General features: G+C 41.1%; 22 protein-coding genes. 7 read left to right on the top strand and 15 right to left on the bottom strand.

The genetic code is table 11. From position 1 onward, the window contains the following. Nucleotides 1-248: 248 nt before the first annotated feature. From OGM16_09450 to murC, 6 genes are all read right to left on the bottom strand, one after another. Complete coding sequence (locus OGM16_09450; GenBank protein UYJ45070.1) at nucleotides 249-965, bottom strand: GntR family transcriptional regulator; 717 nt, start codon at nucleotides 963-965, stop codon at nucleotides 249-251. A gap of 140 nt (nucleotides 966-1,105) precedes the next feature. Beyond that, nucleotides 1,106-2,149: an acyltransferase gene (locus OGM16_09445; GenBank protein UYJ45069.1), complete on the bottom strand. Its 1,044-nt coding sequence runs from the start codon at nucleotides 2,147-2,149 to the stop codon at nucleotides 1,106-1,108. 273 nt (nucleotides 2,150-2,422) lie between these two features. Next, nucleotides 2,423-3,625, bottom strand: a complete 1,203-nt coding sequence (locus tag OGM16_09440; GenBank protein ID UYJ45068.1) for a ribose-phosphate pyrophosphokinase — start codon at nucleotides 3,623-3,625, stop codon at nucleotides 2,423-2,425. Nucleotides 3,626-3,732: 107 nt separating this feature from the next. After that, the gene (locus OGM16_09435) at nucleotides 3,733-4,710 is read right to left on the bottom strand and encodes an ATP-binding protein (protein UYJ45067.1); all 978 of its coding nucleotides are present in this window, start codon (nucleotides 4,708-4,710) and stop codon (nucleotides 3,733-3,735) included. Nucleotides 4,711-4,750: 40 nt separating this feature from the next. Then, nucleotides 4,751-5,824 (bottom strand): DnaD domain protein, encoded by a 1,074-nt coding sequence (locus OGM16_09430; protein ID UYJ45066.1) that lies wholly within the window; start codon nucleotides 5,822-5,824, stop codon nucleotides 4,751-4,753. Between the two features lie 263 nt (nucleotides 5,825-6,087). Next, the gene (gene murC / locus OGM16_09425) at nucleotides 6,088-7,473 is read right to left on the bottom strand and encodes a UDP-N-acetylmuramate--L-alanine ligase (GenBank protein ID UYJ45065.1); all 1,386 of its coding nucleotides are present in this window, start codon (nucleotides 7,471-7,473) and stop codon (nucleotides 6,088-6,090) included. Nucleotides 7,474-8,232: 759 nt separating this feature from the next. Between murC and OGM16_09420 the strand changes: the two genes are divergently transcribed. Together OGM16_09420 and OGM16_09415 are read left to right on the top strand one after the other, a co-directional pair. After that, complete coding sequence (locus OGM16_09420) at nucleotides 8,233-8,865, top strand: ECF transporter S component (GenBank protein ID UYJ45064.1); 633 nt, start codon at nucleotides 8,233-8,235, stop codon at nucleotides 8,863-8,865. A gap of 85 nt (nucleotides 8,866-8,950) precedes the next feature. Next, nucleotides 8,951-9,904: a P1 family peptidase gene (locus OGM16_09415; protein UYJ45063.1), complete on the top strand. Its 954-nt coding sequence runs from the start codon at nucleotides 8,951-8,953 to the stop codon at nucleotides 9,902-9,904. A gap of 216 nt (nucleotides 9,905-10,120) precedes the next feature. Here the strand turns inward: OGM16_09415 and OGM16_09410 are convergent, their stop codons facing one another. The 4 genes from OGM16_09410 to alr all read right to left on the bottom strand — a co-directional run bounded on the left by OGM16_09410 (nucleotide 10,121) and on the right by alr (nucleotide 13,849). Next, the gene (locus OGM16_09410; GenBank protein UYJ45062.1) at nucleotides 10,121-10,801 is read right to left on the bottom strand and encodes a hypothetical protein; all 681 of its coding nucleotides are present in this window, start codon (nucleotides 10,799-10,801) and stop codon (nucleotides 10,121-10,123) included. Between the two features lie 113 nt (nucleotides 10,802-10,914). Continuing rightward, nucleotides 10,915-11,160 (bottom strand): hypothetical protein, encoded by a 246-nt coding sequence (locus tag OGM16_09405; GenBank protein UYJ45061.1) that lies wholly within the window; start codon nucleotides 11,158-11,160, stop codon nucleotides 10,915-10,917. A gap of 144 nt (nucleotides 11,161-11,304) precedes the next feature. Further along, nucleotides 11,305-11,949: a transposase gene (locus OGM16_09400; GenBank protein UYJ45060.1), complete on the bottom strand. Its 645-nt coding sequence runs from the start codon at nucleotides 11,947-11,949 to the stop codon at nucleotides 11,305-11,307. A 748-nt stretch (nucleotides 11,950-12,697) separates the two neighbouring features. After that, nucleotides 12,698-13,849 carry an alanine racemase gene (gene alr, locus OGM16_09395; GenBank protein ID UYJ45059.1) on the bottom strand — a complete coding sequence of 384 codons (1,152 nt, stop codon included), beginning with the start codon at nucleotides 13,847-13,849 and terminating at the stop codon, nucleotides 12,698-12,700. 250 nt (nucleotides 13,850-14,099) lie between these two features. On the opposite strand from alr, the gene OGM16_09390 reads away from it, so the two are divergent. The 5 genes from OGM16_09390 to OGM16_09370 are packed head-to-tail and all read left to right on the top strand — an operon-like array spanning nucleotide 14,100 to nucleotide 18,565. Beyond that, nucleotides 14,100-15,260, top strand: coding sequence for a pyridoxal phosphate-dependent aminotransferase (locus OGM16_09390; GenBank protein ID UYJ45058.1), 1,161 nt, complete (start codon nucleotides 14,100-14,102; stop codon nucleotides 15,258-15,260). Nucleotides 15,261-15,281: 21 nt separating this feature from the next. Continuing rightward, nucleotides 15,282-15,902, top strand: a complete 621-nt coding sequence (locus OGM16_09385; GenBank protein ID UYJ45057.1) for a helix-turn-helix transcriptional regulator — start codon at nucleotides 15,282-15,284, stop codon at nucleotides 15,900-15,902. A gap of 24 nt (nucleotides 15,903-15,926) precedes the next feature. Then, on the top strand, nucleotides 15,927-16,775 hold the full coding sequence (locus OGM16_09380) for a DUF3100 domain-containing protein (GenBank protein ID UYJ45056.1): 849 nt from the start codon (nucleotides 15,927-15,929) through the stop codon (nucleotides 16,773-16,775). Further along, nucleotides 16,765-17,229 carry a hypothetical protein gene (locus OGM16_09375; GenBank protein ID UYJ45055.1) on the top strand — a complete coding sequence of 155 codons (465 nt, stop codon included), beginning with the start codon at nucleotides 16,765-16,767 and terminating at the stop codon, nucleotides 17,227-17,229. Before OGM16_09380 ends, OGM16_09375 begins: the two co-directional genes overlap by 11 nt. A gap of 10 nt (nucleotides 17,230-17,239) precedes the next feature. Further along, the gene (locus tag OGM16_09370) at nucleotides 17,240-18,565 is read left to right on the top strand and encodes an amidohydrolase (protein ID UYJ45054.1); all 1,326 of its coding nucleotides are present in this window, start codon (nucleotides 17,240-17,242) and stop codon (nucleotides 18,563-18,565) included. Nucleotides 18,566-18,681: 116 nt separating this feature from the next. Here OGM16_09370 and gltA read toward each other — a convergent pair whose 3' ends face one another. From gltA to OGM16_09345, 5 genes are all read right to left on the bottom strand, one after another. Continuing rightward, complete coding sequence (gene gltA, locus OGM16_09365) at nucleotides 18,682-20,070, bottom strand: NADPH-dependent glutamate synthase (protein ID UYJ45053.1); 1,389 nt, start codon at nucleotides 20,068-20,070, stop codon at nucleotides 18,682-18,684. Next, a complete protein-coding gene (locus OGM16_09360; protein ID UYJ45052.1) occupies nucleotides 20,070-20,960 on the bottom strand; it encodes a sulfide/dihydroorotate dehydrogenase-like FAD/NAD-binding protein in 891 nt (296 codons plus the stop codon). Before OGM16_09360 ends, gltA begins: the two co-directional genes overlap by 1 nt. Before the next feature lie 70 nt (nucleotides 20,961-21,030). Beyond that, nucleotides 21,031-21,942, bottom strand: coding sequence for an aldose 1-epimerase family protein (locus tag OGM16_09355; GenBank protein ID UYJ45051.1), 912 nt, complete (start codon nucleotides 21,940-21,942; stop codon nucleotides 21,031-21,033). Nucleotides 21,943-22,005: 63 nt separating this feature from the next. Beyond that, nucleotides 22,006-22,506 carry a dihydrofolate reductase gene (locus OGM16_09350; GenBank protein UYJ45050.1) on the bottom strand — a complete coding sequence of 167 codons (501 nt, stop codon included), beginning with the start codon at nucleotides 22,504-22,506 and terminating at the stop codon, nucleotides 22,006-22,008. Continuing rightward, nucleotides 22,503-23,015, bottom strand: a complete 513-nt coding sequence (locus tag OGM16_09345; GenBank protein ID UYJ45049.1) for a dihydrofolate reductase — start codon at nucleotides 23,013-23,015, stop codon at nucleotides 22,503-22,505. Before OGM16_09345 ends, OGM16_09350 begins: the two co-directional genes overlap by 4 nt. Nucleotides 23,016-23,205 lie beyond the last annotated feature (190 nt).

Here is a 23,205-nt window from a genome sequence, read left to right as displayed (position 1 = left end):
TATAACGTCTTGTTCATGTTTTATATACGTCTTGTATCAGCTTGAAGTTATTATATAACGTTATGTTATTTTTGGCAATAGCATTTTACATTTATGCGCATTTTTGTGCATTTGCAATATTTTTACGTAGTATTTTTGTGCATTTTATCATATCAAGCCACAAAAAAAGATACCGTAAGTTCTCAAATTCGTAACTTACGATATCTTTTTTATTTCTAAAAAAATATCTTCCTTTTGCCTTATACAGATCACATCTGGATTGTTAATTTGTAACGTTCCGGATTGATCACTAATTTTGTATAATGTATAACTTCCCCATTCTGGTCATAGGTAATATCTTTCTGTAAAAGCAAAGCCTGACGTTCGCGTACTTCCAGCTTCTGTGCCTCAAATTTAGTAGCATAACAGATACCCACGATCTTGCTGAAATGAGTAGGCTCTGTTCCATGTTTGCGAAAAATCTCAAAGGTAGAACCACAAAGGTCTTCACTCATAAGATAGGAAAAGCGTTTCGGGAAATAGCCATCTTCTACCATCACAGGTACCCCGTCGCATTTACGAACACGAAGCACTCTCAAAACCGGATCTTCTTCCGGAACCTGAAGATGGCGGCTGATGGATGGAACATTGCTGACCCAGCCCACAGAAATCAATTCAGACGATGGTACGTTTCCATCCTGCATGCACATTTCTGTAAATCCCCTTGCCTGTCCTTCATTAAAATTGTTTACTTTCTTAGCTGAAACGAAGGTTCCAATTCCCTGACGCTTTGTTACATAGCCTTCATCTGCCAGGATTTCGAATGCTTTTCGCACAGTAATACGGCTGACATTGTATTCCCTGCTGATATCCTGCTCTGAACCCAAACGATCATCTTCTTTTAAAATGCCATCTCTGATCTGTGCTTTTACTGAATCTACAAGCTGCTGATATAATGGAGTAGAATATTCTTTATTAATGGCCATATCATTCCCCTCATTTCTGTCCTCACCACAAGGACATAGTTGTTATAATACATCTTATATCAATTCTAACACATCCCCAAAAAAAGTACAACTATTCATCTTTCTCAAATACGTGATTTAGGTCACAGTTCAGCCATGCGTTACTGTCCCCTTCCACCGGACAAAATATCATATAATTGGGGGACTGTATGCTTTAACAAATATCCTGCCACACTGCTTACCAGCAAAATAAGAAACGGCATGATAAGAAAAAATACTGCTGCCGCCACCTGGTTTCCTTTCAAGATCACTGCTCCGGTTTTATTAAAAAAGCGGACCCAGGGAAAATGGATGGCATAGAGAAAAAAGCTGTTTTTTACTGTAGAACCAGCCGGTTTAAATGGTATTTCTTTTAAAATGCTGTATAAAACAAGCACTCCCAGAAAACGTATCAGCACAGTATGGACCGGTGTATAATGCAAAAATGCCCCAGATCTTCCAAGAAGCCACAGTATAAGCCAGCTAAAAATAAGGACAGCAGACCATATTTTTTTCTGGAAAGGCGTATTTTCTCCTTCCACTTTTTCTTTAAATAAAACTGCATACCCGGATGCGCTATAATAGAACAAAGCATCCAGATTTAAAAGAGGAATACTTACATTTTTCCACAAAGCAAATATAAGCAAAAGCAGCCAGGCCAGGCCAGACATTTTTCTGCGGATGATCATATACAGAAAAGGAGCCAGAAGCACTAAAAGCAGCAGTTGGAACAAATACCAGAAAACCGGATTATATTTATAATAAACTGCTGCCAAAAGCAGTTCTTTCAGATTAAAGGCAACCGGCTCTTTTCCAATGATATTTTCCACAAAAGAAAGCCTTGTGACTACAACGTAGCCCAGATAATAAAGAATATTCCACAAAACATACGGAAGAAGAAGGCTTTTGCACCGGCTTTTCCATTTGGAAACTGTTTTTGAAAACTGAAAATTTCTATAAAAAAGATAAGCGGAGATCATAAAAAAGCCAGGAACTGCGATCTGCCCCAAAGTCTGGGCAAAAAAGTTCTCCAGGCTATAAATCATTGTTTCCCTTCCTAATTCCCCTAAAAACAGCTCTGTATTTTCAGAATGGACCCATACCACCATCAGGCTGAGGATAAAACTCATCCACCAGATATGTTCCCGAAACCATTTTTCCCTCATATCTTTTTTCCAACTTTCTGCCAAAAAGGGCCATGCAAAACAGCTTGTTTCCCGCTATTTTGTCACAGCCCCTGTAAACTTATATGTTATATAACTAGTACATCGTTTCGTAAATAACTGTACTAATCACGTAGGATGCGGATTTGAGTGTGCAGGTCTAAAAACGCAGGCGTAGCGGGCTACGCTGAGGCTTTTAGGCCTGTGCAATCAGATTCGCAGACAAGTGAGGGGTATAGTTATTTCGAAAACGATGTACTAGATCAGCGCTCCTAGCTAAGCATTATTTTCGCTGTTCTTAGCAGCCTGCTGCTCTTTGTATTGGCTAAGAAGCTTATTGATCCTCTTGGTTGGTGTCAGCAGATCGCTTAAGGATGCGTCATGGTTCAGGTTATCAATGATAAGGGCAATGTACTTGCTCATATCTACGTTAATATAGTATGGTCTGCTTAACAGATCCGGAGTCTGGTATACCAGATTGGTAGTAAGAATACGGTCAATAAGACCATCCTGATAATACTGATCAAACTTGGCAAGTCCACCGGTGAACAGACCAAAAGTAGCACAGATAAATACTTTTCTCGCTTTTCTGCGCTTTAATTCTTTCGCAACATCTAACATACTCTCGCCGGAAGAGATCATATCATCAATGATCAATACATCTTTTCCTTCTACGCTGGATCCCAAAAATTCATGGGCAACAATCGGGTTTCTGCCGTTTACGATCTTGGTGTAATCACGGCGTTTATAAAACATACCCATATCCAGTCCCAGCATATTTGCGAAATAGATAGCACGGCTGGTACCGCCTTCATCCGGGCTGATGACCATCATGTGGTCGCTGTCAATCTGCAGATCCGGCTCGTTCTTTAACAGATGCTTTAAGAACTGGTAGATCGGCTGTACAGTCTCAAATCCCTTTAATGGAATGGAATTCTGTACTCTTGGGTCATGTGCATCGAAAGTAATAATGTTTTCAACGCCCATATTCACAAGTTCCTGAAGAGCCATTGCACAGTCTAAGGATTCTCTTCCGGAACGCTTATGCTGGCGGCTTTCATACAGGAATGGCATGATAACATTAATTCTGCGTGCCTTGCCTGCTGCTGCTGCGATAATTCTCTTTAAATCCTGGAAATGATCATCTGGAGACATATGATTGGTCATTCCAAACAGTGAATAAGTCAGACTGTAATTACATACATCTACCATAATATAGAGGTCATCACCTCTGACAGATTCTTCAATTGTTCCTTTTCCTTCACCGGAACCAAATCTTGGTGTGTTTGCTTCCAGAATATAGGAATCTCTCTGATATCCGGAAAATGCGATAGTTGACTTATGTTCGCTTTCTCTCTCTCTTCTCCACTCTACCAGATAATCGTCCACCTTTTTTCCAAGACCCGTGCAGCTCTTTAAAGGAATAAGGCCTAAAGGACCTACCGGAATTGTTTCAATGATTTTTTCCTCATATAACATGATATTTATCCTCCTGTTTTAACCGGCATTACCTTGTTATCTCATACGGATGCCAGCATATATCTTTATACCATTTTTCGTTTGTATCCGTCAAGGTATCTTAAGGGTTATCTTTTTAACAGACGGATATCTGTGCCATAAAGAGGGATAATACGATATCGCATGATCCTTGAAGTCACACGATCTGTATATGAATCCCTCAGCTGGGTCAGGGAAAGATTAGTGGAAATAATGGTGGAACGGTTCATATTCATACGCTCATTGATGCAGTAAAACAGCTGGGAGGAAGTAAAACTGTTGTTCAACTCCGTTCCCAGATCGTCAATAATCAACAGGTCACATTCTAAGATATAGCGATATGTGTCCTTCATTTCTTCCGTCTGATCGTAGTCAAATTTATTTTTTGAAAACACATCAAAAAGATCTCCTGCGGAAAAATAGATCACTGAATGATAACTGTCCATCAGCTTTCTGGCAATACAGTTGGTTAGAAAGGTCTTTCCGACACCTGTGCTGCCTGTAAAAAGCAGATTATCATGTTCACTGTCAAAATTTTTCACAAAATCCAGGCAGCTTTTTACCACCCGGTTCATGTAATCTGCATTGGTCATGCCGATTTCCGGAATGATCTGGCTGTTGTCATAATACTTGAAAGAAAGTTTATCAAAATTCTCCTGCTCCAGCACCCGTTCCAGATTAGACTGGGCATATAAAAGCTTCATCTGGGCCCGTAAAAAGCAGTGACATTTATGTCCGTCTACCCATCCAGTATCCTTACAGTTCTTGCAGCGGTAATGAAGTTCTAAATAGTCATCTGGAAAACCGGCTGCCTTGATCAGAAGAGCTTTCTGCTCCTTTAAATCTGCCAGCTTTTCACGAAGTTCATAAATAGCTTCCTGACTGCCCTCCAGCAGCTTTCTGGCACAGGCAACGGAGCGTTCCGCAATCTCTGCCTCCAGTTCTTTTACTGCCGGAACTTTTTCATATACTTCTTTTTTTCTGGCTTCCTGGCTGTGCTGGTTTTCCATCTGCCGTTTTCCATATTCCCTCATAATGGCGTCGTACTGGGAATTACTTAATGCCATAAGTCGTTCTCCTTGTGATCCGTGCTGTTAATTAAAGCTTCTATTTCGGACTATCCATCCATTCTTTTACATTTTGAAGCATCAGGGCGTCATAATCAGTGTCACGCTGTTTAAAGTTATGGAACTGATTACTGGAAGATTTTCGGTTGTTCTGCGCGTTATTTACTGCATTTCCATAGCTTCTAAACCGCTTGTCTGCATTGTTTGCACGTTCTGCCCTGCGGGCATCCATTCCTTTAACATCTGCTAATGTTTTTACACCTGCTTTTTTCCAGTCTGTGAGAATGGAATCTGCATACTGGAAACTTGGAGTGTGGATGGCGTTAATGGTCCGGCTGCAGGCTTCTAATACAAGCTCCCGGTCAAAGCCATAGTCCTTAAACCATTTTTCCATCAGCTTCTGCTCCGGCACTGCCGGTTTACGGCTGTTCAAGCCAAAAGCCTTCATGACCGCAAATGCATCTTTGGTATAGGAGGTGCTGTATTCCTGAGCTTCCAAAGCTGTGCGTATTCCTTTTTCATGCCAGCTTAATGCTACTGTTTCCAGATAGCGTACCGATGTATGACCATTCTGGGCACAGTATTCTGCCAGATATTCCAACAGACCGATATTCATACCAAGGGTGTCATAAAGATAGGCAAATACCTGACAATCCCTTGGTGTAAAGGCTTTATTTAAAAACTTCTGGGCAATGTATAAAAGCTGGGAAAATTCCTCATCATTATTCAAACGGCTTACCTGTTCTGCTGAATAGGCAGGGGACTGTACCTGGGCTGCGGCAGTTTCTTTGGAAGCAGCTGGAGTTACTTCTATGTCCATAGACCAGTTGGTATGGTTTTGTTCTATTAATATACTTTCTGCCGGGCTCTCCTGTACCTGTTCCAGGACCCCTGCTTTCTGCCAGTAATTAATAGCTCTTTTTACATCTGCTTCTGTATGATTTAAGGCATCTGCGATCTGCTCCAGAGACAGATCTTCTTTATTTTGGTGACGGAGTATGTAAAGATATACTTTTACATATTCTCCGTTGGCAGCTGCCATATAAGTATCAATAAATGTATCGGCTACAGGAGTCACTCCCATACTCAACCGGTCCTTAAAAATCCTGCTCATCCTTACCACTCCTCACTGTTTTCATCATAACACATTCACATAAAAAAGAAAACAGGTGCATTTTTACACATCCACAAATGTGGATATTGTGGATAATGTGGACATCGGGCTTTGATTTTCCCGTTTTCCCACTGGCATACACCTGTCTTCCCCGCATAAAACCTCATATTTCTTAATCGTGCGACATTTTTTTATGTTAATCTGAAAATCCACATTTTTTCATTCTGGAAAATGTTGAAAACATTGTGGATATTGTGGACAAACTACTCTCCCAAGAGCTTTTCTCCCACTCTTACTATATCTCCGGCGCCCATAGTTATCAACACATCACCCTGCATACAATGTTCCAGGATAAATGTTTCAATTTCATCAAAAGATGGGATATAGTGAGCTGGTGTTCCCAGTTTTTCGATCCTGGATGCAATATCAGCAGAACTTACGCCTAGCGTATCTGTCTCCCTGGCTGCATAAATGTCTGCCAGGATCACTTCATCTGCTGCTGAAAGTGCCTGTGCAAATTCGTCCAAAAATGCCTTGGTGCGGGTGTATGTATGTGGCTGGAATACACACCATAGTTTTTTGTGTGGATAGTTTTTAGCTGCTGACAGTGTTGCAGCGATCTCCTGTGGATGATGTGCGTAATCGTCGATAATGGTTACTCCACCGATCTCACCTTTTTTCTCAAATCTGCGGTCAGTTCCTCTAAACTTTTTAAGACCAGCCATAATTGCATCAAAGCCGATGCCCAGTTCCATAGCTACTGCAATGGCTGCCAGGGAATTGTATACATTATGCTCACCTGTCACCCCTAAGGTAATACGGTTGATGATTTCTCCCTGTACGACTAGATCGTAGGAAGGTCTTGCAAATTCATCATAGGTGATGTTCTGGGCTGTATACATGCTGGAAAGGTCTTTTCCGAAGGTTACGATACGGCACGGTAAACCTGAGATGATCTCATTTATGTTTTCGATACCGCTGTTAATGACTAACAGGCCGCCTTTTGGAAGTTTTTCTGCAAATAAGCGGAAGGAATGACGAATATCGTTGATATCTTTGAAGAAATCTAAGTGGTCTTCTTCGATGTTTAAGATCACTTCTATGGTTGGATAGAAGGATAAGAAGCTATTAGTGTATTCACATGCTTCTGTTACAAACAGGTCTGGTCCGCCTACACGGATGTTGCCGCCAATGTCTTTTAAAATGCCACCTACAGAAATGGTCGGGTCTGTGTCAGCTGCCAGAAGGATGTCTGTGATCATGGAAGTCGTTGTGGTTTTTCCATGGGTTCCGGAAACCGCAACGGATTCTTTGTAATTGCGCATCAGTTCGCCTAAAAGTTCAGCTCTGGTGAGCATCGGAAGATTCTTTTCTTTGGCTGCCTTGAATTCCGGATTGTCCGGATGAATGGCTGCTGTGTAGACTACTACCTGGATGCCTGGCTCGGATTCAATGTTGGATGCTTTCTGGCCGTAGTAGACTCTGGCGCCTTTTTCTTCTAAGCGACGGGTCAATGGGGATTCCTTAGAATCAGAACCTGTGATGGTGAAGCCTTCTTCTAAGAGGATCTCAGCAAGGCCGCTCATACTAATACCGCCGATACCGATGAAATGGATGTGGATCGGGGTGGTGAAATCTATTTGATACATGGTGTGTCCTTTCTATAAAAAAATAATTAAATATGTATGCCCGAATTAAGTATGTATGCTCGCTTACGCATCGCAATTTTTTTTAGAGTCCGTTCACGAACTCGCGCTAACGCGCTTTATCGTCTGCTTACGCAGACAGTTCGTTCACTACGTTATAAACTCACAACCCCCGCGCTTTCGCGCTCTACTGTCTGCTTACGCAGACGGGTTGTTCGTTAATGGGCTTGAAAAAAACAAATGCCGCTTTTGCGGCGCTTGTTTTTTTCGGCACCCATTACATTATAAACACATTTATTCTGAAATGCTACTGGATTTTCTGTCAAATGTAATGCCTGCTTTATGCATTTGTTACTGTTTCTTACTATTCTTGTATTTTTCACTTGCACACATTAAAAAACTTGCTGTTTTCCAGATTTATGCTATATTAGACTTGAACGTTATTCTTAGGAAAATGTATCGTCAGTCCAAATCTTCATATACCTGTTTTTTAACTTATTTTAACCTGTTTATATTATGCAGGATCCTGCCCGTGCAGACCTTTTATGGCTGTAACCAAGTGCTGTTTTTCTGTATCATAATATAACAACACATCTTAATCATATATGAAAAATCTGGTCTGAAAATATGCTTTTTATCTTAAGTTTCCGTTCATTGTATCCCCAAAATTAACTAAATAAAAGCTGAAAAACAGGGGAACACGGTAAGTTGAAGCCAAATGCTTCTGCCTTATGCCGTTTTATCAGCGAAAAGGAGAACACAATGAAAACAACAACTGCAAATCCAGTAACTTCTGAGATGTCCCATTCACGGACCACTTTTATGGTGAAATTAGCCCTTATGGTTGCCATTATTTTTGTCATGGCATTTTCACCTCTCGGTTATCTGCGCACTCCGGGACTTACCATTACATTTTTAACAGTGCCTGTAGCTGTAGGTGCCATTATCCTTGGTCCAACAGCCGGTGCCATCTGCGGCGGTGCTTTCGGCCTGACCAGTGCCATTATGGCTCTTACCGGTGGTTCTGCCTTCAGTGCAGCTTTATTACAGATCAATCCATTCGGTCTTTTATTTACCGTACTGGTTCCTCGTATCCTGGAAGGCTGGCTGTGCGGCCTGATCTTTGCTGCACTTAAGAAAGTTTTCAAAAATGGAGCATTTATCATTGCAAGCCTTGCCTGCCCACTGTTAAATACACTGCTGTTTATGGGTTCTCTGGTAATGTTCTTCTTCAATACAGATTACATCCAAAATATTGCTTCCGGTCTTGGAACTTCCAATCCACTGTTCTTTGTTATCCTGTTCGTAGGCGTTCAGGGTGCTATTGAAGCAATTGTATGCACCATTATCGGAAGCGCTGTTTCCAGAGCACTGGCAGCTGCATTAAAAAGATAATAAATATAACGTGTAAGTACATTTTCCCGGACAGTTTTGTCCGGGAAAAATATTATACAAAGATTTATAGGGAGATCTATTTATTATGAAATTATTTCCACCTTTAAAAGAAATTTCCATTACTGAGATTGAAGGGCTTCGTATTGGAAATGCCCAGGATCTGGATGCCATGACCGGAGTTACCGTTTTACGCTTTGATGAAGGTGCCAAAGCTGGCTGCGATATCAGCGGCGGCGGCCCGGCATCCAGAGAAACGCCTCTTACCTCTCCTGTTACTGCTGATAATCCCATTAATGCCATTGTTTTTTCTGGTGGGTCTGCTTTTGGTCTGGCAGCCAGTGACGGCGTAATGCGCTATCTGGAAGAACATGGGATCGGCTATGATACTGGCTTTGCAAAAGTGCCGTTAGTATGCCAGTCCTGTATCTATGACCTTGGGATCGGTCGGGCAGATGTGCGGCCGGATGCCGGCATGGGATATGCTGCATGTGAAGATGCGGAAAAGAACCAGCCCAAATGCGGCATTATCGGTGCAGGAACTGGAGCCAGTGTAGGAAAGATCTGTGGACGGGAATATGCCGCAAAAACCGGTCTTGGCATCTATGCAGTCAGTGCTGGTAATCTTAAAGTTGCCGCTGTTGTTGTTTTAAATGCTTTAGGCGATATTTATGATCCATCTACCGGAGAAAAGATCGCAGGACCGAAACTTCCTGGTATGGATGGATTTGCAGACTCCAGAAAAGAGCTTTATAAGCTGAGTCAGCAGACAGATCTTTTCTCTTTCAAAAATTCCAACACTACCATTGGTGCCATTATCACAAATGGAGATTTCTCCAAAGCGGAATTAAATAAGATCGCATCTATGACCCGAAGTGCCTATTCCCGCTGCATCAATCCTGTAGGAACTATGGCAGACGGTGATTCTATCTATGTAGCCTCCTGTGGCCCCAGAGTCGTAGCTGATGTAAATATGGCGGGAACGCTGGCTGCGGAGGTAATGGCAGAAGCCATCCAGATAGCTGTAAGAACTGCAAAATAAATATTGATAAAACAAAAACCGCCAACGGCGGTTTTAAACAAACACCTTACAACATCCTCCATCCGCAGACCACAGATGGGGGATGTTTTTACCTTAATGTTCTCTCTAAATCTTTCTGTTTTGATTTTGTAGGAACATTTTTTGTCAGTTGTGCTAAAATTCCAAGGAAGTTAACGTTGCGTTTGCCTCTGAAATCCGTATACAACTAACAAAAAATCAGCCGCAGCGGCAGATGCAGGAAAAACTCCAAGAAAGCATGCTCAACTGCAAAATATAGGCAAAAATTTTAATGCCTGTCTGTCGGCCTTCTGCGCGGCCTTCCTCCAATCCCATCTGTTTCCACTGTTCCCTGAATTGCCTCTGTACTTTTTCCGCATCGTACTCATAAATACTCATTTTAATAACCTCCGACCGATTTTTCTTTAAAAATTCCGCAAGGATATCATTTCGTATACAGTACTCTACCGCTTCATTTACAGCATGAAGCAGTGGATTCTTCGATTTGAGATTTTCTCTTACCCGGCCTACAAATTCTGCATAGTCATGAAGTTCCTTGCAACGTTCCATCAATTCTCTGTTATAACCGATATTTATGTTCAGCACTACTGTTTCCAATTCCAAAGCTGCATGTTCTGATGTTTTCTGGTACAACCCAGAAAGTTTCAGCACTTCCCGCTCTTCCATGGACTCTACTCCATTATAAAATACCACAAATTTAGGTTCTGGTATCTTTACTGGGATGCCACCATAAAGAAAATCTTCCCTTGTAAGAGCTGAATACACATCTGATACATAGAAAAGGTTGCGCAGAGGGATATTGGGATTTTTTGTAGACTGATGTTCGTAAAGCAACAGCTGATCATACAATACAAAAGACACATCATTTTTCATTTCCATGTAGATCGCATTTTCTAGTACATCGTTTCGTAAATAACTGTACTAATCACGTAGGATGCGGATTTGAGGGTGCAGGTCTAAAAACGCAGACGTAGTGGGCTACGCTGAGGCTTTTAGATCTGTGCAATCAGATTCGCAGACAAGTGAGTGGTATAGTTATTTCGAAAACGATGTACTAGTGTAGTCACTGTCAATGCATCTTCATCCTCATACACCGTTCCGTTCATTGCATTATAAAGAGCCAGCAGTGCTTTTTTCTCTTTAAAAACCATGCGGAATACTCTGTCTTTGTAATTTCTTGCCACACCTGGAATTTCTGTCATTATTCCATAACTCTGTTCTGTGCTGATATCTGCCATATACGGTTCCTCCTTGTTGTCTGAGTATGCATGAGAGGAATCTTCTTTGTGATATGCTTTTTCAGAAATCCTCTCTGCTTTTGTTTTGGGTTTTAAGCATTGAAGATTTCCAAGATCGTTTTCACGTAACTGTTCAGAACCCACTTAGTTGAAAATGATATCAGAGTTCCCAGATAGAACTTCACGGATTGCTGTATAGGCATTAATTTCATGCTTATGAGCAGTCCCGATATAGCTCATGATTGTAAGATATTCCTGTGCTCCCTCTTCACTCCGAAAACAACCGGACACTTTAGTTTTTACTTTTATCATTCCGAGGTCTCGCTCAGCCTGGTTGTTATCAAACGGAACACTGAGATTCTTTATAAATAGGCAGACTGACTCCTTGTAATTCTCTAGCCTACCGACTAAATTTAATACTTTGGTCTTTTTCTTACGACCACGCTTTTGACTTGTGGATTCCGGTAATGGATTCTCTTCATAAGCTTGTTGGATGATTTCATCATACCGTTTATCAAATTTATGAAGATAATAATAGCTGACAGCTTCTTTTTCCTGTGCTACAGCTTTATCCTTCACTTTCTTCATTTCAAGAAGAAGGTTTTTGAACTCCTTTACCCAGGTTTGTTCCGAATGTTTTCCTTCTATGCCATTCAGTTCACGCAGTAAATGGGCGCAGCAGATAGCATGAGGGCAGTCTGAGTACTTCCAATAGGAACCCCAGCAGTCATGCACCGTGATTCCATGAAATTTCGGAAGGATTCCGGCATCATGATGTTGTAAAAACACGGGACAACACGAAACATATTTACAAAATAAATTTCGCCACCGCAGTCAATATATGCAGAGCATATCTGAAGCATGGCGGTGACGAAATTGAGACTATGCTTCTCATACAAAAGTTTCTGACACCAGTCAGAAGCAACCGTAAATATCCTATCAATCTCCGTCCAAAGAGAAATAGGGATTTCATGTATCGAGCGGCTTAAATCTCATCACCATTATACTTCTATTCAGGCAGATAATCAATCTGTCTATTTGTGTTGTTCAGCAATAAAACAGGGTAGATGTAGCAATACATGTTCTGGATAATTCACGAATATTTCCGATTCGTTCATTATCACTACCACGTTATTTTCAGACAATTTGGTGATACGCTTACCAGAACCATACTTAACATATGTTTCGTTGTACGAAACACGACTTAGCCAGCAATTTGAATGTCCTATGCTTAACTAAATGACATGATACCAGGGTCAAAAGGTCATAAATCCGATGCAAGCTTGCTTGCAGGAGGATTTTTGACCTTGGGACACGCCAAAAACATGAGTAAGAAGCCATTTTTTGAAGAAAAATGAGCAGATTACGAATGTTTTTAGAATTGCGAGAGTGCAAAGCACGTAGCAATTCGGTATCAGAGGGGTCAAAATACCTTTTGACCCCAACATCATGACATTGATGATTTGGAACAAGGAAAAAAGCAAGGGATGATGCATATGCAGCAGAACCAAGAATCATAAACAGATAGCATTTTAATTCAAATCGCATGTTCATCTCTATTTCTCAAATATATCCGCTGCACTCTGTTTGAAATGGAAGCAGTGACATCACCGTTTACAGTAAGGAACGATAGTTCATTTACGGAAATACAATTCTGATTTTCTTCTCCTAATAATGTGGCATAAGTCAGATTTTCTTTGTCTGGCAGATCGGTAATATCAGCCACCATAAAATCCATGCAGATTAGGCCGATTACGGGTACCATAAAATCATGGATTAAGACGTGGGAATGATTTGAGTTGCTGCGTTTATACCCATCAGCATATCCTGTGGAAATAATTGCAATATCAGTGGGACGTCTAGCAACGAACGTTCGGTTATAGCTGACGGTATCACCTATTTCCAGATGTTTAATGTCTACAATGGCGGCTGTCCATTTTATGACGGGTTTCAATCCAAGCCTCTTTCTGAGGTAATTGTCGCTGAATTGACCATAAATCAGCATTCCCAATCGTACCATATCCAACTGAAAATCCGGATAATATATAAAGGCACCACTATTAGAACAGTGAGCAATGCCAGGATGAATCCCTTTTTCTTTTAAACGGCAGAGAAGATACTGAAAAATTTGGAATTGCCGCCGTGTAAATGCAATATCCTCTTCATTTTGTGATTCAGAACAGGCAAAGTGCGTATAAATGCCAGTAATGTGAAACAGATTTTCATGGTAAAGAGATTCAATATATGAAAAAGTACTTGCATTCTCATCTGAAAATCGAATTCCAGTGCGGCTGAGCCCTGTATCAATTTCAATATGAAAATCGGCTGGCTGATTGAGTCTAGTTAATTCTTCACAGAGCAACTGGGCATAGGAGGTGGAGTGAAGATTTAAGGTCAGATGTTCTTTAATTACAATAGGAAGTTGGGAAGGGTGAATGCTACCGAAAATCAGAATATCCTTTTGTGAACCGGCAGCTCGAATACGCATTCCTTCTTCCAGAGTTGCAACTCCGTAGTAGTCAACCAGAAAATCACATGCTCTGACACATTCTTCAATTCCATGTCCATATGCGTTGGCTTTAACCACAGCCATGAATTTTGTTTGATGGTTCAATCTTTTTTTTAAAATATGGATATTATTAGCAAGATAAAACAAATTAATTTCAATACGTGATCTGTAGATGTCCATATAATACTCCTTTTTGTAGGAAGGAGAAAAATGAATAAGAAAAATGGCTGGTAAGTATAGTATAGCAGAAAAAAAATATAAATCAATACAATATGTATGATTTTCTGAATAAAAACAAAATAAAATTATTATAAAATTGTGACATAAAAAGCAAAAAAAGTATTGACTGTTAGAAATGTTTGTGCTATTTTCAAATAAATAGTTAGAAAAATTATGCAAAACATACAAAATACATAAAGGAAAAAGGGATATGCGGCAATTATCAAAAGTAGTATCAGAATTGAAAGCATCGCCAGTAAGAGAAATGTATGATTTAGCCAGCCAAACAGAAAATTTGTTGGATTTTACGCTGGGCGAACCTGATTTTGATACACCGGATGAAATAAAGAACGCGGCGGTCGAAGCGTTGAAGTTGAATAAAACGCATTATACACATAATGCGGGAATCTATGAATTGAGAGAAGCGGTGAGCACCTATATTAACCGTTATTGTAATATAACAGCAGATCCGGAAAGAGAAATCTTTATAGGAGCAGGTGCAACAGAGGTACTTTCACTTGTGATACGAGCCTTAATAGAAAAAGGGGACGAGGTAATTATACAGACACCCATGTGGCCCACAGTTATCGGACAGATTGATGTCTGCGGAGGAACGGTTATATCGGTTGAGCTGAAGGAAAAAAATGAATTTGTGTTGAAGGCGGAAGATATAGAGAAAAAGATAAGCGAAAAAACAAAGCTGATTATTATGAATACGCCTCAAAATCCAACAGGAGCGGTAATACCGCGGGAAGAGCAGATAAAAATTGCCGAGTTGGCTGTAAAATATGATTTGTTTTTAATTGCAGATGAGGTTTATCATAGATTTGTGTATGACGATGTAGAACATTTTAGCATTGCATCTGAGCAAAAGTATAAAAATCGTGTAATTACCATAGGAAGTCTTTCAAAAACATTTGCAATGACGGGATGGAGGCTGGGATATGGGATAGGAAATCCATATTTAATTGAGCGGATTACAAAGCTGCATGAATTTTACAGCTCTTGCACGAATACGTTTGCGCAATACGGTGCGGTGGAAGCGCTGGCAGGAAAAGGGAATTTTGTTTCTTATATGTTGGATGAATATGACAAGAGAAGGAAGTTTATAACAGAGGCTGTAAATACAATAAAAGATATTCAGTGCAGACCGCCCAAAGGCGCTTTTTATGCCTTCATTAGTATAAAAGAGACAGGGTTGACTTCAATGGAATTCTGCCAGAGGCTTTTAAAAGAAACAGGTGTCGCTCTGGCGCCTGGAATTGGCTTTGGAAAGGAGGGAGATGGATACGTTAGGTTATGTTATGCGAACGCAATGGAAAAGCTGAAAGCAGGAGCTGAAAGAATGGATAGGTTTTGCCAAAAAATATAAAGAGGAAGTGGAGAAACAAGAGTGGATGAGAATAAAACAAAATGGCTGGGGTCGATTATGGATATGATGGAGGCACATTTTGGAAAAGATGTTGAACTGGTTTTGCATAATCTCGAAGCGGACTACGAGAAAACAATTATAGATATCCGCAACGGAGAGGTTACAGGCAGAACCGTTGGAGACGGCGGTGATAATCTAGGATTGGAGGTGGTTAGAGGAACAGTAAAAAATGGAAGTAAATATAACTATATCAATTATACCGATGACGGTAAGGTATTAAAGTCATCTACATTATTCTTAAGGGATGAATCTGGACGTCCTGTTTATGCGTTGGCAATTAATGAAGATGTGACGCAGATGTGGCAGTTTGAAAAATATCTTCGGGAAAAAAATCAGTCAGGCAGAGAATCGGATGTGATTGTGCGGGATGTGAATAAACTTTTGGAAGATAGCATCAAAGATGCACAGCTTATGATAGGAAAAAGCTATGCATCAATGGATAAAAGCGATAAGCAGAGATTTATTAAATACCTGGATGATCGGGGGATTTTCCTGATTTCTAAATCAACTCAGAGAATATGTGAATTACTGGATATTGCAAAATGTACACTTTATAACTATTTAGACTTGGCAAGAAAATAATGTTATATACGAGGAGGCGAAAGTATGATTTCTAAATTGACAAGTGATTTAAAGAAAAACTGGAAGGTATTTTTAATTGCGGTTGGGTTGATGTTAATTGCGGACTCTATTGGACCGTTTTCAATTACGTTGCCCTTTGGAAAAGTTTCTATGTTTCCCCTTATTTTTGCAATTATTTTAGGGTGCTTATTCGGCCCTGATATTTTTAAAGTGGTCACAGAGGAACAGTGTAAATTTGCAGGAAGCATGGTTATGGTAGTAATGGCTCCCTATATGGTAAAGATGGGGGTGGGAGCAGGACATAATCTTAGTAAACTGATTGAATTGGGACCGGCGTTAATTTTACAGGAATTTGGAAATCTAGGGACAATTTTTCTTACACTTCCTGTTGCACTGCTTTTGGGATTGAAAAAAGAAGCCATTGGAGCCTGCTATTCAATCAACAGAGATGTGAATTTGGGATTGACTACGGATGTATTTGGTGCGGAAGCTTCAGAAACAAGAGGAACCTTTGCTGTTTATATAACGGGGGCGGTTGTGGGAACTATATTTGCAAGCCTTATGGTGAGTATTATTGCATCTCTTGATATTTTTCATCCGCTGGCTCTTGGAATGGCAGCCGGTGTAGGAAGTTCTAGCATGATGGCAGCAATGACAGGAACTCTTTCAACTTTTTATCCGGAATATGCGGAACAGATGGGAGTGCTGGCGGGAGCGAGTGATATGTTGACAGGAGCAGATGGTATTTTTATGGGAGTATTCATAGGAATCCCATTAACACGGTTTTTATATAAAAAGTGGGAGCCTTTTTTTGCAAAACTGAGACATGAAAAAAGTGAAGTACTGGCAGAGGAGGAGAAAAATGAAATATAAGGTTGACTTTTTGAGAGAAGCAGTTTTGCTGATAATAGCAATGTTTTTGATGTGTATAACAAATTCATATGGATATAAGATTCCTATTATTGATTCTATAAAAGGTATCGGCTTATTATGCGTAATCGCGTGGCTAGGTGTTTGTCTGGGAAAATTTATGAACAACTTTGTTAAACTCCCAATTTTCCTTTATCTTTCTGTGTTGGCAATGTTTTTGGCATCGCCGGTATCTCCGATTGCAGAAGACGTATACAGTATTGCATCTAAGGTTGAATTCTTAACTCCGACTACAGCGTTGGGGGCATTTGCCGGAATCTCTTTAGGGAAAGATATTAAGACCTTTTCGAAGACAGGGTGGAAATTGATTATTGTCGGATTGATCGTTATTGTGGGGACATATTTGGGCTCTGCGTTGATTGCGCAGGTGGTAATGTCATTAACTGGAAATATATAGGAGAAAAGCGATGTATGATTTAATTATAAAGAACTGTTCTGTGATGATGCCGGATTTTTCAATAAAGAAAGAGCAGGATATTTTAATTCAGGATTCTTTTATAGTGAAGATTACAGATACAGATGATGGATATGAATCAAAAGAAGTACTTAATGGAAAAAATAAATTAGTAATGCCAGGGCTCGTTGATGGGCATACGCATACATGTCAGCAGCTTTTGCGCGGAAGGACAGCTAATGAGTATCCTATGGTCTGGACAAGGATTCTTGTTCCTTATGAGAGCAGCCTGACACCGGAGGATTGTTACTGGAGTGCAAAGCTGGCGTGTCTTGAAATGATTAAATCAGGAACAACAGCGTTCGCTGAGTCCGGTTCAACTCATATGGGAGATGTGGCTAATGCAGTAATCGAGTCGGGGATGCGGGCAGCTCTTGCACGGTCAACAATGGATATAGGAGATGCAATCCCCGATTGCATGAAGGAAAGTTCAGAATTGAATATTCTTCATACAGAAGCGCTGTATGATAAATACCAGGGAACCGGTGATGGAAGAGTTGATATTTGGTTTGCAATCCGGCAGGTCATGACATGTTCGCCGGAATTGATTCGTGAAATAGGGAAAGAAGCCAGACGGTTAAAAACAGGTATTCATGCGCATCTGTGCGAACACAAGGATGAGGTGAGTTTTTGTCTTCAGCATTATCAAAAACGTCCGGCAGAATTCTTAGATGATATGGGAGTATTGGGGCCTAACCTGCTTACTGCCCATAATGTGGTGCTTTCTGAGCGGGATATTGATTTGCTTGGAGAAAGAAATGTAAAACTGATCCATTGCCCGAGAGCTAATTACGCAAATCATGGTTTTCCAAAGACACCGAGAATTTTGCAGAATAATATGTCTCTGGGATTGGGGTGTGATGGCGCGTCCAGACCGAATCTTAGTCTGTTTGCGGAAATGAAGCATTTGCTTTATGGTACAATGGCATTTTGGGGGATTCCTATTTTTGACCCGGATATTATTTGTGCAAAGGATTTGTTGAAAATGGTCACGGTCGGAGGCGCTAGGGCACTTCAGCACGAAGCTGAACTGGGAACAATTGAAGAGGGAAAGAAGGCAGACCTTATCACAATCAATTTGATGCAACCACATCTGACACCTACCCATAATCTGTTAAATACCCTTGTAGATTGTGCGGCAGAACATGATGTAACGGATTCTGTCATTAATGGTAAAATTGTTATGAGGGATCGGAATGTTCTCACGATGAATGAGGAAGAAATCATAAAAGAATGTTCAAAACGCATGAAGCAGATTGCGGAACGTTCGGGTATATAACGTAATAAACACATACAGAAAATTTCTTCAGTGCAGAGAAATATATTTAAGGGATATCTGCTCGAAAATTAGGCGCGCCAATTAGGCGCGCCCTTTGATTTCAAATCTCTCAAGATTTATTTATTACCTTTCAGGTATTCATCAATACCTCTTGCACCAGCTTTGCCAGCTTCCATTGCAAGGATAACAGTTGCTGCGCCTGTCACAGCGTCACCGCCTGCGTATACGCCTTCCTTGGTGGTCTTGCCGTTTGTTTCGTCAGCAATGATACATTTCCACTTGTTGGTCTCCAGACCTTCAGTTGTAGATGAGATCAGTGGGTTTGGAGAAGTACCAAGGGACATGATAACAGTATCTACATCGATGGTATAATCAGAACCTTCTACTTCTACAGGTCTGCGGCGTCCGGAAGCATCTGGCTCACCCAGTTCCATCTTACGTACTACCATACCGGTTACCCAGTCATTTTCATCTGTTAAAATTTCTACTGGATTGGTCAGAAGATCAAAGATAACCCCTTCTTCTTTTGCATGGTGAACTTCCTCAGCACGGGCCGGAAGTTCTGCTTCACTTCTTCTATATACAACATGTACTTCTGCACCCAGACGAAGAGCCGTTCTTGCAGCATCCATTGCTACGTTTCCACCACCTACGATAGCAACCTTCTTGCCTAAGTAAATAGGAGTGTCATAGTCATCACGGAATGCCTTCATCAGGTTGCTTCTGGTCAGATACTCGTTTGCGGATAATACGCCGTTTGCGTTCTCCCCTGGGATACCCATGAACTTAGGAAGTCCGGCACCAGAACCGATAAATACAGCCTTGAAACCTTCCTCTTCCATCAGTTCGTCAATAGTAACGGACTTGCCGATGATAACGTCTGTTTCAATCTTAACGCCTAATTTTTTAACATTCTCAACTTCCGGACGTACGACTCTGGTCTTTGGAAGACGGAACTCAGGAATACCATAAGTAAGAACGCCGCCTGGCTCATGAAGTGCCTCGAAAATGGTTACTTCGTAGCCCAACTTCGCAAGATCGCCTGCACAGGTCAGACCGGAAGGGCCTGAACCGATAACAGCTACCTTGATGCCGTTAGTAGTCTCTGGCTTAGCTGGTACAACACCATTCTCTCTGGACCAGTCTGCTACAAAACGCTCCAGCTTACCGATAGAAATAGGATCACCCTTAAAACCACGGATACATTTTCCTTCACACTGACTTTCCTGTGGGCAGACACGTCCGCAGACTGCGGGCAGTGCACTGGATTCAGCAATAGTTGCTGCTGCGTCTTTAAACTTACCTTCTTTTACTTCTGAAATAAATTTAGGAATGTTGATAGATACAGGACAACCCTTTACACACTGCGCGTTCTTGCAGTTTAAGCAGCGGGCTGCTTCTTCCTGTGCTTCTTCCTGGTTATATCCAAGACATACTTCCTCAAAATTAGTAGCTCTTACCTTTGGATCCTGTTCTCTTACAGGTACTCTCTTTAATACATCCATTATTCTTCACCTCCGCAGTTTCCGCATCCGCCGTGATGTGTCTTGCCTTCCTGGAATTTCAGGATAGCCCGGCCTTCTTCTGTCTTATACATCTGCTGACGTTTCATAGCCTGGTCGAAATCTACCAGATGTCCGTCAAACTCAGGTCCGTCTACACATGCAAACTTCACTTCACCGCCTACAGAAACACGGCATGCTCCGCACATACCAGTTCCATCTACCATGATCGGGTTCAGGCTGACGATCGTTGGGATTCCCAGTTCTTTGGTCAGCTTACATACGAATTTCATCATGATCATCGGTCCGATGGCAACACATACATCGTACTTTTTGCCCTGATTTTCAACCAGGTCTTTGATAACCTCTGTTACCATGCCTTTGCGCTCATAGGAACCATCATCTGTGGTTACATACAGATTTCCTGCAGCTGCCCTTAACTTATCTTCCAGGATCAGAAGGCTCTTGGTCTTGGATCCTTCAATTACATCTACATCAATGCCATGCTCACGCATCCACTTAACCTGTGGATAAACAGGAGCAGAACCAACGCCACCTGCTACGAACAGGTATTTTCTCTTCTTAACTTCTTCTAAATCTTCTTTAACAAACTCAGATGGCTGTCCTAAAGGACCTACGAAATCCTGGAAATAATCTCCTGCTTTCAGTTCTGCCATACGCATGGTAGAAGCGCCTACGATCTGGAATACGATTGTTACCAGGCCTTTCTCACGGTCAAAATCGCAGATAGTAAGCGGGATCCTCTCACCAACTTCATCCATCTTAACGATAACAAATTCTCCTGGCTGACAGGCTCTTGCTACACGGGGTGCTTCCACATCCATCAGATAGATCTTGTCTGCCAGACATTCTGCATTTACAATCTTGTACATGTTTTCCCTCCTAAAATGTTTTATGTCCAATGGACATTTTTCATAAAACTTCTATTATAGATCAGGCAGATCACTCTATCCTGATTCTGTAACCTTTTTCCCAGCTCTCCCAGGCTTTCAGCTTCTGGATTCCCTGTCTGTCTTTTAACTCTCCGTTGAAATCCTTTGAGTCACAAACACCATACCATGGCTCCAGACATACAAATGGATGTGTCTTTTCCATGGTCCAGACTCCTACAAACGGAAAACCATCACACAATACTGTAACATATGGTTTGCCATCTGTCAAAAGGCCTATGCTGCTGATCTGTTTGTTGTCAAACATATAGGTAAGTGCTGTATCAAAAAATCCCGGTGTTACAGGAACTTTTCCTTCTGTCAGCTTTAAATCGCCCTGAAGAGCATTGTCTTCATATCCTTCTGCATCCGGTGCCTGATAATGAAGGCTGTCCTGGTATTGACCTGCATTTACACCTTCTTTGTTAAATACAAGTGTGTAATCATAAATGGTCTTTCCTTCCGGAACCTGAAATGCCGGATGACCACCGATCATAAACAGCATTTCCTTTCCATTCAAATTGGTCACTTTCCAGGAAGTTTCAATGGCACGTCCTTTTAACCGGTGGGTGATCTCAAGTTCAAAATGAAATGGATATTTCTCCATTGTCCCAGGTGTATCTTTTAATACGTATGTACACTCATCCATATCACAGAGTACAGGTTCAAAATCCATATCTCGTGCAAATCCGTGGGAAGAAATATTGTATTCCTTTCCCTCATAACGGTATTTTCCATCTACTGATTTTCCAATAAATGGAAAAAGGATCGGTGAATGACGGTTCCAGACTGCCGGATCAGCACTCCAGAGTATCTCTCTGTCCGCTTTTTTATCATAGATCCTGGACAACTGGGCACCATGACGTTCTACTGTGATCAAAAGTTCTTCATTTTCCAATGTAAAAATGGATCCGTCACTTTTCATGTTCTATTCCCCCCAAAAAAATCTTCAGATTCTGCTATGTCCTGTTGTCATAATTTATCCTGATCATTTAATCTGTTTTCTTACGTAAACTTCCGGCGTGTAACACAGACTGAAATAGGTCTGTTCTTCGCCTTCTTCTGTCATTTCCCATTCCGTGGATCTGCAAAGATCTACCGGAAACTTTACATCTGCATCATATTCATAATCAATATGTGTCAGATAAACAGTGGTGCAATAAGGCAGGAGCTGACGGAAAATACTCTCTCCGCCGATCACATAAATATCATCTTCAGAAAACTGCTTTAAATATTCCATGGTTTCTGCAATGCTGTGACAAACAACGGCTCCTTTTATCTTATAGGACGGATTTTCAGAAAGTACCACATTGATGCGTTTTCCTAATGGCTGCCCCCCTGGAAGCCCTTCTAATGTTTTCCGCCCCATGACCACTACTTTTCCCTGGGTCTCTTTTAAAAAGCCCTGCTGTACTGCAGGAATAGTCACTAACGGCTGTTCGCCTCTGCCAATGGCCCCATTATTATCTGCTGTTACAAGAAATTTCATTGATACTGCCTTTCATAGATCCTGAATTCATAGTCCAGAGCCGGCTGATCACCTTCCGGTCCATTGGTAAAGCGTTCACCGGCAGATGCCATTTTCCAGTTCTCCTGTGCCTCCAGATCCGGCAGATAGGTATCTGCCTCAAATGTATGATAAACATGGGTAATATAAGCTTTTTCACACCATGGCAGAAATGCCTTGTAGATCATCCCTCCACCGATAATGAAAACATCCTCTTTGGGATACTGTTTAAGGGTTTCCAGGGTTTCTTCTATGCTATGGCAGACCGTTACTCCTTCCGGCGCAAAGTCCTGATTTTGTGTAAGGACAATATTAACACGGTTCTTCAATGGCTTTCCCCCTGGAAAGCTTTCCAGTGTTTTTCGCCCCATAACTACTACTTTTCCTTTCGTAGTCTCACGAAAATATTTCATATCACCGGAAATGTGTGCCAGTAATCCGCCATTTTTTCCGATTCCCCAGTTTTCGTCTGCTGCTGCGATCAGATTCATTTATAAAGCCCCTTGTCTGTTTGTTTATAATTTAACTACCAGAAGAATTATAACACGTAGTCTGTAAAATTGGAAGATATCTATAGATGTTTTAAACGAGATAACCGGCAGACCACACATTTAACCTGGTACAGTTATTTATGAAACGATGTACTGGCTTAAATTTTGCTGTACTGCATGGCTGAGATTT

The sequence above is a fragment of the Lachnospiraceae bacterium genome, assembly GCA_025758065.1.
In the GTDB taxonomy this organism is placed as follows: Bacteria; Bacillota; Clostridia; order Lachnospirales; family Lachnospiraceae; genus Enterocloster.
This window is presented reverse-complemented; position numbering and strand designations above follow the sequence as displayed.